The organism is Nocardia pseudovaccinii NBRC 100343 (assembly GCF_001613225.1).
Classification (GTDB): domain Bacteria; phylum Actinomycetota; class Actinomycetes; order Mycobacteriales; family Mycobacteriaceae; genus Nocardia; species Nocardia pseudovaccinii.
Window position 1 is genome coordinate 1 of record NZ_BDBY01000289.1, and the last position, 10,235, is coordinate 10,235.

At 65.4% G+C, this 10,235-nt stretch carries 12 protein-coding genes; 9 read left to right on the forward strand and 3 right to left on the reverse strand.

The annotated features are described in order from the left end of the window. The 3 genes from NP3_RS34545 to NP3_RS34555 form a co-directional block, all read right to left on the reverse strand. Positions 1–195: ferredoxin (locus NP3_RS34545; RefSeq protein ID WP_063045931.1), on the reverse strand; the 195-nt coding region annotated here is incomplete at its 3' end. Then, positions 192–998: an SDR family oxidoreductase gene (locus tag NP3_RS34550; RefSeq protein ID WP_063045932.1), complete on the reverse strand. Its 807-nt coding sequence runs from the start codon at positions 996–998 to the stop codon at positions 192–194. The genes NP3_RS34550 and NP3_RS34545, both read right to left, overlap by 4 nt. Next, a complete protein-coding gene (locus NP3_RS34555; protein WP_063045933.1) occupies positions 998–2,203 on the reverse strand; it encodes a cytochrome P450 in 1,206 nt (401 codons plus the stop codon). The genes NP3_RS34550 and NP3_RS34555 overlap by 1 nt, the downstream gene beginning before the upstream one ends. 290 nt (positions 2,204–2,493) lie before the next feature. Here NP3_RS34555 and NP3_RS34560 point away from each other — a divergent pair, with 290 nt between their 5' ends. The 9 genes from NP3_RS34560 to NP3_RS34600 all read left to right on the forward strand — a co-directional run. After that, entirely contained in the window at positions 2,494–3,963 is a 1,470-nt protein-coding gene (locus NP3_RS34560) for an aldehyde dehydrogenase (protein ID WP_063045934.1), read from the forward strand. Positions 3,964–3,992: 29 nt separating this feature from the next. Next, positions 3,993–4,745: an SDR family oxidoreductase gene (locus NP3_RS34565; RefSeq protein ID WP_063045935.1), complete on the forward strand. Its 753-nt coding sequence runs from the start codon at positions 3,993–3,995 to the stop codon at positions 4,743–4,745. Continuing rightward, positions 4,742–5,614, forward strand: a complete 873-nt coding sequence (locus NP3_RS34570; RefSeq protein WP_063045936.1) for an NAD(P)-dependent oxidoreductase — start codon at positions 4,742–4,744, stop codon at positions 5,612–5,614. The genes NP3_RS34565 and NP3_RS34570 overlap by 4 nt, the downstream gene beginning before the upstream one ends. A gap of 19 nt (positions 5,615–5,633) precedes the next feature. Beyond that, positions 5,634–6,101 carry a carboxymuconolactone decarboxylase family protein gene (locus NP3_RS34575; protein WP_063045941.1) on the forward strand — a complete coding sequence of 156 codons (468 nt, stop codon included), beginning with the start codon at positions 5,634–5,636 and terminating at the stop codon, positions 6,099–6,101. A 12-nt stretch (positions 6,102–6,113) separates the two neighbouring features. After that, entirely contained in the window at positions 6,114–7,580 is a 1,467-nt protein-coding gene (locus NP3_RS34580) for an FAD-dependent oxidoreductase (protein ID WP_063045937.1), read from the forward strand. 11 nt (positions 7,581–7,591) lie between these two features. Next, positions 7,592–8,170, forward strand: a complete 579-nt coding sequence (locus NP3_RS34585) for a TetR/AcrR family transcriptional regulator (RefSeq protein ID WP_040694975.1) — start codon at positions 7,592–7,594, stop codon at positions 8,168–8,170. Positions 8,171–8,491: 321 nt separating this feature from the next. Then, positions 8,492–8,890 (forward strand): hypothetical protein, encoded by a 399-nt coding sequence (locus NP3_RS34590; protein ID WP_157124745.1) that lies wholly within the window; start codon positions 8,492–8,494, stop codon positions 8,888–8,890. Between the two features lie 65 nt (positions 8,891–8,955). Beyond that, positions 8,956–9,381: an acyl-CoA thioesterase gene (locus NP3_RS34595; RefSeq protein ID WP_063045939.1), complete on the forward strand. Its 426-nt coding sequence runs from the start codon at positions 8,956–8,958 to the stop codon at positions 9,379–9,381. Between the two features lie 81 nt (positions 9,382–9,462). Then, positions 9,463–10,235 (forward strand): ABC transporter ATP-binding protein (locus tag NP3_RS34600; protein ID WP_063045940.1); only part of this gene is annotated, 773 nt, incomplete at its 3' end.

A 10,235-nucleotide genomic window follows, 5' to 3' on the forward strand; every position in this document is an offset into this window, starting at 1 on the left:
AGGGTCCTCACGGATCGACAGCGCTTGTGTTGGGCAGTAGCGCACCGCGCGCTCGATGTCCGCGCGGGCTTCGGGACCCGGTGTCGGGTCGAGGATTTCGACCTTGCCGCGCTTGGGCACGGTGAAGGCCGCAGGCGCTTCGTCCTGGCAGACGGCGTGCCCCTGGCACAGATCCAGATCGGCGACGATCCTCACGGTCGGCTCCTGTCCTCGGCATTCGGTAACGGACGCAGCGGGGCCTCGGGCTGGACCTCGACCAGCACGAGATGCGCCCCGCGTGGTGCGGAGACCACGGCGATGACCGCGGCGGCCAGATCGCTCGCACGCAGCATGTACGGGTGACGGGCGAAACCCCAGGCCTTCCAGTCCTCCAGCATCGGCCCGACCACCTCGGGAGTGGAATTCATACCCATGCCGGTCAGTGTCGGACCCGGGCGTACCAGTGATGCGCGAACTCCGCTGCCCTCCAGCTCCATTCGCATCTGCTGGACCATTGCCTCGAGCCCGGCCTTGGCAGCGCTGTAGGCGCCGGTGCGCGGGCGTGGCTCCTCGGCGCAGTCGGAGCTGATCAAGACGAAATCGCCGCGCTGCCTGCGCATCATGCCCGGCAGTACCCGGTGCACCAACCGGTGCGCGCCGACCAGATGCACCTGCACCTGCTGCAGGAACCGATCCGGTTCCATCTCGTGCACCAGCGAGAATTCGATATCGCCCGCGCCGGAGACCAGGATTTCGGTGGGCCCGAGGGTGTCTTCGGCCGCGGCGACGAAATCGTCGACGGATGCCGCATCGGTGACATCGAGCTGGTGGGCGAAGGCTTCGCCGCCATTGGCGCGGATTTTGGCCGCGAGCGCCTCGCATTGATCCACCCGGCGTGCGCCGAGCGCGACGGGGTGTCCGAGTTCGGCGAGCGCTTCGGCCGTCGCCGCGCCGATACCGGAGGACGCTCCGGCCACAATCGCCGGTCGGCGCACCGGATTCGGTTCGAACCGTGGCATTATTTGGCCTCCACGATGACGGGCAGGTTGGCGAACCCGCGGACATTGGTCGAGTGCACGCGCTTGATCCCGGCGTCGATGACGTCGTAAGAACGCACACGCGAAGCGAATTCGCGCAGCGCTACGTTGGCCTCCAGCCGGGCGAGGTGGGCGCCGAGGCAGAAGTGCACGCCCGCACCGAAACTCGCGAGTCCGGACTTGTCTGTGCGTCCGATGCGGTAGCTGTCGCCGTCGGCGAAGACCTCCGGATCCCGATTGGCCGAACCGATCAGCAGCAGCACCTTCGCGCCCTCCGGGATGGTGCGGCCGTGCTGGTCGATATCCACCGCGGCACAGCGCGCGACCATCTGGCTGGAGGTGTCGTAGCGCAGCGTCTCCTCGACCCAGTCGGTGACCAGCTCGGGCTCGGCGACGACCTTGGCGTATTCGCTCGGATTGCGCGCGCTCCAATACAGCGCATTGCCGAGGAGTTTGGTGGTGGTCTCGTTACCGGCCACCACCATCAGAAACATGAAACCGATGATCTCCTCGTCGGACAGGGTGTCGCCATCGATCTCGGCATCCAGTAGCGCCGAGGTGAGATCTGTTGTCGGAGAGCGCCTTCGCGCGCCGACCATCTCCGCGTAATAGGTCAGCAGCGTGATCGATGCCTGCGCGGCGGCCATCGGGACATCCAGGACGCCGTCCTCGCGGTGCACCACCAGATCGGCCAGCCTGCGGACCTCCGCGCGGTCGGCCTCGGGCACGCCCATCAGTTCGGAGATGACATCCATCGGGAGTTTGCCCGCGACCTCATCGATCCAGTCGAACTCGCCGGTCGCGAGTGCCGGTTCCAGGTAGGACAGCGTCAGGTCCCTGATCCGGTCTTCCATCTCGGCCACCCGCTTGGGGGTGAAGCCCTTGTAGACCAGGCGGCGCATGCGCATATGCCGCGGATCGTCCATGGCCAGGAACGACATCACCCGGCTCGCGTGCGGGCCCCAGGCCGCCGGGTCCAGCGAGACTCCGTTGGCGCTGGACAGGCGGACGCTGTCGCGGAAGGCCGCGGTCACATCGGCGTGCCGGGACAGCGCCCAGAAATCCAGGTCGGCGTTGTAGTAGAGCGGCGCCTCGGTGCGCAGCCGCTCATAGGTGGGGTACGGGTCCTCGTGGAACGCGTAGTCGTAGGGGTCGAACGTCAGGGGCTCCAGTGAGGCGGCCGTCATCGCGATAACCCGGAATTCGAGAACCAGTTCTCATCGGTGACCGGTGTCGCGTCATCGATGGGAGACACATAGCTGGACATGTGTCTGGACGGTACCACCGGCATGCCGGAATCGACAGAGGTTTCCCTGAACAATCTGGGTGGGGGCGGATTGGGCCCAAATGGCGGCTGGTAGTTCTCATTGGGGCCGATCAGGCTGGTTCTGGACCGCAGTTCTGAAACGGGTTCTTGCGTCTAGGAGCGGACCGAGACTATATTCCGTACACCTGTCCAGACAGCATCGGAGCCTTTATGAGCCGCCTCCTGCCCGCCGACGGTTCGCGCCTGCTGATCGGCGGCAAACTGGTCACCGGCGGGGACGGCGTTTTCGCCACGGTGAACCCGGCGACCGAAGCGGTCATCGGTCAGGCCGCGAATGCGAACGGCGCGGATATGGACGCGGCCATCGCGGCCGCGCGCACCGCATTCGACGACACCGACTGGTCGCGCGACCATGCCTTCCGTGCCCGCTGCATCGAACAGTTGCGCACCGCATTGCAGGCCGAGGTCGACGAGCTGCGTGAGATCACCGTCGCGGAGGCGGGCGCGCCGACCATGCTTACCAGAGGGCCGCAATTGGAAGGTCCGGTCGACGATCTTTCGTACTCGGCCTCGCTGGCCGAAACCTACAGCTGGGAAACCGATCTCGGCACCGCGACGCCCATGGGCATCAAGAGCCATCGGGTGTTGCGCCGCGAGGCGGTCGGCGTTGTCGGTGCCATTACGCCGTGGAACTTCCCGCACCAGATCAATTTCGCCAAACTGGGTCCCGCGCTCGCGGCCGGAAATACTGTGGTGCTCAAGCCCGCACCGGATACCCCGTGGTGTGCGGCGGCCGTCGGCGCGATCATTGCCGAGCAGACCGATATTCCGCCCGGCGTCGTCAACATCGTGACCTCCACCGATCACGGTCTCGGCGCACAGCTCACCACCGATCCGCGCGTCGACATGATCAGCTTCACCGGTTCGACGCAGACCGGCAGATCGGTAATGACCGGCGCGGCAACGACTTTGAAGAAGACCTTCCTCGAACTCGGCGGCAAATCGGCATTCATCGTGCTCGACGACGCGAATATCGCGGGAGCCTGTTCGGTGGCGGCGTTTTCGGTGGCCGTGCATGCGGGACAGGGGTGTGCCCTCACCACCCGGCTGCTGGTGCCGCGCGCGGTATACGCCGAAGCGATCCAGGCCGCGGCGGCCACCCTGTCGGGCATCGTTCCTGGTGACCCGGCCGATGCGCGCACCGTCTGCGGACCGCTGATCTCCGAGCGCCAGCGGGCAAGAGTCGAGCGGTATCTGGAGATCGCGCGCGCCGAGGGCGGCCGGATCGTGGTCGGCGGCGGCCGACCGGCGGGCCACGAGCGCGGATATTTCATCGAACCGACATTGATCGCGGATGTGCCCAATACCGCGACGGTCGCCCGCGAGGAGGTCTTCGGACCCGTGCTCGTGGTGATCCCGCACGATGGCGACGATGATGCGATCCGGATCGCCAACGACTCCCCGTACGGACTCTCCGGCTCGGTATGGGGCACCGACCCGGACCGAATTCGGCACGTCACCAATGGCGTTCGCACCGGCACGATCGGTGTCAACGGCGGCATCTGGTACTCGGCCGACGCACCGTTCGGCGGCTACAAACAATCCGGCATCGGCCGGGAAATGGGCCTCGCCGGATTCGAGGAATACCTGGAAACCAAGCTCGTCGCGACCGCCGGTTAGACCACAAACAGCTGCAAGGAGCTGATTTCATGACTCGATTCCCGGGAAAGACCGCCATCGTCACCGGCGCCGCCCAAGGTATCGGCGCGACATACGCCAAGGCGCTGGCGAACGAAGGCGCCAATGTCGTTGTCGCCGACTTGAATGCCGAACGCGGTAAGGCCGTCGCGGCCGAGATCACCGCCGGTGGCGGCAGCGCCGTCTTCGGCGAGGTCGATGTGGCCGATCCGGAATCGGCCATCGCCCTCGCCGAATTGACCGTCCGCGAATTCGGGGCGATCGACCATCTGGTGAACAATGCCGCCATCTACGGCGATATGAAACTCAACCTGCTGCTCAGCGTGCCATGGGACTACTACAAGAAGTTCATGAGCGTGAATATGGACGGTGCGCTGAATATGACCCGCGCGGTATGGCAGTACATGGTCAAGGCGGGCGGCGGATCGATCGTCAACCAATCCTCCACCGCCGCATGGACCTACTCGAGCTTCTACGGCTTGGCCAAGGTCGGCATCAACGGCCTGACCCAGCAGCTCGCCTTCGAACTCGGTGGTTCCAAGATCCGCATCAATGCCATCGCTCCTGGTCCCATCGATACCGAAGCCACCAAAACCGTGACACCGAGCGTCATCGTCGACGATATGGTGAAACGGTTGCCGCTCAAGCGAATGGGAACACCGGATGATCTGGTCGGCGCTTGCCTGTACCTGCTCTCGGACGAGGCCAGCTGGGTCACCGGGCAGATCTTCAATGTCGACGGCGGACAAGTGTTCCGGTCATGAGTAGCGAATTGCCGGTCGGGTTCATCGGTTTGGGCAATATGGGCGCACCGATGGCCAAAAGCCTCCTGTCCTGGCCCGGTGGACTCACCGTCTGCGATATGCGCCCCGATGCGGTGCGGCCGCTCACCGAAGCCGGTGCGGCATCGGCTGTTTCGGCCGCGGAAATCGCCGAGAAGGCGGCCGTGATTTCGGTGACCGTACTGGACGACGCGCAGGTGCGGGCGGTGGTGACAGGACCGGAAGGGGTGTTGCGGACGGCCACCCCTGGCACTGTTGTCGCCGTGCACTCCACCATCAGTGACCGGACCGCCGAAGAGCTGGCGGGCGAATGTGCCGAGTACGGAGTCGAATTGGCCGACGCGCCGATCAGCGGCGGTGCCGCCGGGGCCACGCGCGGCAAACTCGCGGTCATGGTCGGCGGCAGTGATACGGCATTCGAGCGGGTGCGCGGACCCTTCGGCTGCTTCGCCGATCTGGTCGTGCACGCTGGACCGGTCGGCGCGGGCACCCGAATGAAGTTGGCGCGCAACCTTTTGCACTTCATCGCATTCACCGCCGCCACGGAGGCACAGCGGCTCGCCGAGGCCGCGGATCTGGATATCACCGTGCTGGGCAACGTCGTCCGGCACTCCGACGCCGTCACCGGCGGCCCCGGCGCGATCATGCTGCGCGACCGCACCGCGCCGATCGAACCGAATGATTTCTGGCTGCCGATCCTGAGTCATGTGCGCGATCTCGGCGAAAAGGATCTGAGCCTGGCCCTGGATCTCGGCGCGCGACTCGGCGTCGAATTGCCGCTGGCGGAATTGGCTCTCGGCCGCCTCGGTCCCGGGCTCGGCGTGCCGAAGGAAAGGGAATCCAATGAATGAAGCATCGCGTAGCGATTCGATGAGGGGTGGCGATCGGGTGACGGGTGGGCGCGACAACGGATCCGCTGATTCGGTACGTCAGCGCGGGCTGGCCAAGATGGCCGAGGTCTACGGCACCGAATTCCAGGACTACCCCAGCGACCATTTCGCCGTTACGGCCGATCATCTCTTCGCCGAAATCTGGTCGCGCCCCGGGCTCACCATTCGGGACCGCCGACTGATCCTGCTCGGTGCGCTCGCCGCCCAGGGCGCGATGGATACGGCGGGTATCCAGATCGGCGCGGCGCTGCGCAATGCGGAATTGACCGAGGCGCAGCTGCACGAGATCGCGCTGTTCCTCTGCTATTACGTCGGCTGGCCGACCGGCACCAAACTCGACCTGCTGGTGGGAACGATTGTCGCCCAACAGAAAAAGGCGGCACGCAAGCAGTCCGAACAGGTGGGGGAGTCCGAATCGTCTGTGTCGTCCGAAGACGCGAGTAAGTAAGGAACGCGAAACATGTCTGATGCCGCAAAGATCCGGCCGCTGCGCGCCGACGCGATCGCCGCATGGGATTTCGAGGCGGATGTCGTCGTCGCCGGATACGGCATCGCCGGTGTCTGCGCCGCCATCGAGGCCGCGCGTGCGGGGGCCGACGTGCTGATCCTGGAGCGCACCGGCGGCTGGGGCGGTGCGGCGGCCATGGCGGGCGGATTCATCTACCTCGGTGGCGGCACGCCCTTGCAGCAGGCGCTCGGCTTCGAGGACACGCCGGAGAATATGGAGACATTCCTGCAGGCCGCGCTGGGTCCCGGACAGGATCGGGCGAAGATCGCGGACTACTGCCAGAACAGCGTCGAGCACTACACCTGGCTGGTCTCCAACGGGGTGCCGTTCAAGGAGGAGTTCTGGGGTGAGCCCGGCTGGGAGCCGCCGCACGACGAAGGGCTGATGTACTCCGGCGGCGAGAATGCCGCGCCGTTCAACGCCATCGCGAAACCCGCTCCGCGCGGCCATGTTCCGCAAATGGCGGATAAGAAGATCGGCGCCAGGAGCGGCGGTTACATGCTGATGAAGCCGCTGGCAGATACCGCCGAAAGTCTCGGTGTCGGTGTCGAATACGACATCAGGATCCGGCGGCTGGTGATCGACGAGACCGATAGGGTGGTCGGCGTCCTCGCGACGCGCTTCGGCAAGGAGGTCGCGATCCGCGCCGAACGCGGGGTTGTGCTCGCCACCGGCAGTTTCGCCTACCACCAGCAGATGATCGAGGGCTATGCGCCGCGGTTGATCGGGCGGCCCGCCGCTGCCATCGAAGAGCACGACGGCATTGGCATTCTGGTCGCGCAGGCGCTCGGTGCTGAGCTGGCGCACATGGATGCCACCGAGGTGGCGTTCTTCGGAGATCCGCAGCTGCTCGCGCGCGGCATTCTGGTCAACGGGCGTGGTCAGCGCTATATCCCGGAGGACACCTATCCGGGGCGGATCGGACAGGCGACGCTGATCCAGCAGGAAAATCAGGCGTTTCTGGTCATCGATGAGCAGGCGCTCGAAGCGGCGCTTGCCACCGTGACATCCACGCCGTTCTTCCGGCAGCCGCCGACCTGGGCGGCTGAGACCGTCGCGGAGCTGGAGTCCGATATGGGCCTGCCGGAGCGCGCGTTGCAGGGCACCGTCGAGTGCTACAACCTGCATGCCGCCGACGGCAAGGATCCATTGCTCGGGAAGAAGCCGGAGTGGGTCAAGCCGATCGGCACGCCGCTGGCCGCCTTCGACATGCGTGGATTCACCGCGGGTTTCACCCTCGGCGGGCTGCGTACCGATCTGGATTCGCGGGTGCTGCACGTCTCCGGCGAACCGATTCCAGGCCTGTTCGCCGCGGGCCGCTGCACCTCCGGGCTCTGTGCCGGCGGCTATGTCAGCGGTGCGTCCCTCGGTGACGGCAGCTTCTATGGCCGACGCGCCGGTCGCGCCGCCGCAAAGTAGGATCTAGACACATGTCCGAAGGCGAGTCCATCATCCTGGAGGCGACCCGGCGTCGCCTCACCGAGAAGCAGGCCGACACCGTCGACAAGCTGACCAAGGCCGCGGTGGAAGTGCTTGCGCGGGAAGGCTTCGCGGGGATGACCATCCGCATGGTCGCCGCGGCGGCCGGCGTCGGCACCGCCACGGCATACACCTACTTCTCCTCGAAGGAACATCTCGTCGCCGAGATCTTCTGGCGCCGCCTGTTCGCCAGTTCGGCTCCGGTCAGCGATGACCCGGACCCCACCGTCCGGGTCGTCGCCGAACTCCGCAATATCGCCATGCTCGTCGCCGACGAACAGGAACTCTCGGGCGCTGTCACCAGCGCCCTGCTGGGCCGCGATCCCGACGTGGCCCACCTCCGGGCGCGGATCGGCATGGAAATCCGCAAACGACTGGTCCGCGCCCTCGGCCCCGACGCCGACCAGGACGTAGTCGAATCCCTCGAACTCGTCTACGCGGGCGCACTCGTCCGCGCGGGCATGGGCTACGCCTCCTACTCCGAAATCGCCGACCGCATCGAGAAGTCGGCGCTGCTGATTCTGAAGTAGGGGCTCGTCAGTCGCTGCGGAATTCAGGCTCAGCAACGGCAGTGGCCGCAGCCCGATATGGCTAGTATACTTGCCGATATTTCGGCTAGTGCGCTAGCGTCATTTGTGATCGCAGAGCAGCCGACCAGGAAAGTCCTCAAGGCACTCAAGGAGGCCGGTTGGTCCCGGCTGGCGCGATGGTGCCGGTAGTCACACCATCTACGGGTGTCCGACCAGCAAGCATGACGTGAGTGTTCCGGATGGCCACCGCACTATCTCACCGGGTGTGGTCCGCACCATCAACAAGGCCGTTGACTCCTGCGATTGCCCGAAGGAGGAACAGTGAGTAAGGCCGTCACCTACGACATTCACGCGAGCCGCGTCGGGCGGTGGTGGGAAATCACTATCCCTGATGTGTATGGGCAAGATCCGTGTGGACAAGCACGACACTTGACCGACGTCGGCTACGAAGCGCGCACGATTATTGCAGCTAAGCTCGACGTTCCGCTCTCTCGGGTCGAAACGCATTTGATAGTCGACGATTTCGGCGACGCGCACGACTTGCAGATGCGAACCGAACGCATTGCCGAGCTTCGCGCAGAACTCGACCGCCTATCGAACCAACTCAATGATGAACAGCGCGCTCTCGTGAAGGAGCTTCGGCGCGAAGACGTTCCCGACGTCGATGTTGCGACGCTGCTCGGTGTGGCGCGCCAGCGAGTAGGGCAACTGGCCAAATGATCAAAGCGTGAGCTCGACGACGATAGCGGCGGATACTTGTCGTACCCCGCCGCTACCGTGAGCCAATGGGATTCGCGCTCTCGATCACCGTGTCGCCCGAGGACATCGATCGCAACGGACACATGAACCAGGCCGTCTATCTGCAATATGCGGAACGAGCGCGCTGGGCCTGCCTGCGGGAGGGCGGTCTATCCCAGGAGAAGTTGCAGGACGCCGGGGTCGGGCCGATCTCGCTGCAGGTGACCCTCGAGTTCAAACAGGAACTCTTCGTGGGCGACGAGGTCACTGTCACTTGCGATTTCGCCTGGGATGGCAAGACCCACCGGACCATCCAGGAGATCCGCAAGGCGGATGGCACGGTCTCCGCGGAGATCGTCGGCGTCGGCGGTCTGCTCGATCTCACCGAACGGCGCCTGGTGCCGGACGCCGCGCGCTACTTCCGCGACCTCGCGCAGGATCCGACGGTCTTCGGTCTGGGCCGGTCGGCGTAGTTCTAAGGGTTCATTGAGACCTCGAGACTTGGGGGAGGTCCCTGATGGCGCGGGCGCGCGATACCGGACAGACTGGGTTCCATGACTTCGCAAGCCCTAGGTGCCGACCTCGAGAAATCGGCTGCCGCCACTGTCGCGGCACGCGCCATCGACCTGGTGAAGGTCTACGGCCACGGAGATACGCAGGTCAGGGCGCTGGACGGGGTTTCGGCCGAATTCGTGAAGGGGGAGTTCACCGCGATCATGGGGCCCTCCGGATCGGGCAAATCGACCCTGATGCACTGCCTGGCCGGCCTGGACAGTGCCAGCACCGGAACCGTGCGGATCGGCGACACCGATCTCGCCGGGCTCTCCGATAAGCAGATGACCCGGCTGCGGCGCGACCGCATCGGCTTCGTCTTCCAGGCATTCAACCTGGTGCCGACGCTGACCGCGCAGGAGAACATCACCCTGCCGCTGGATATCGCGGGCCGCAAGCCCGACCAGGATTGGCTGGATACGGTCATCAAGCGGCTCGGGCTCGACGACCGGCTCACCCATCGGCCGAGCGAACTGTCCGGCGGGCAGCAGCAGCGGGTGGCCTGCGCGCGGGCGCTGGCCGGTAAGCCGGAGATCATCTTCGGTGACGAGCCGACCGGCAATCTCGATTCGCGCGCCTCGGAGGAGGTGCTCTCGATCCTGCGCGCGGCGGTTGACGAATTCGGGCAGACGGTCGTCATCGTCACCCATGAGCCGCACGCGGCGGGATACGCCGACAGGGTGGTGTTCCTCGCGGACGGTCGCATTGTCGACGAGTTGCGCGATCCCACCGCCGAATCGGTGCTCGACAAGATGAAGTCGCTGGAGCAGGTTTA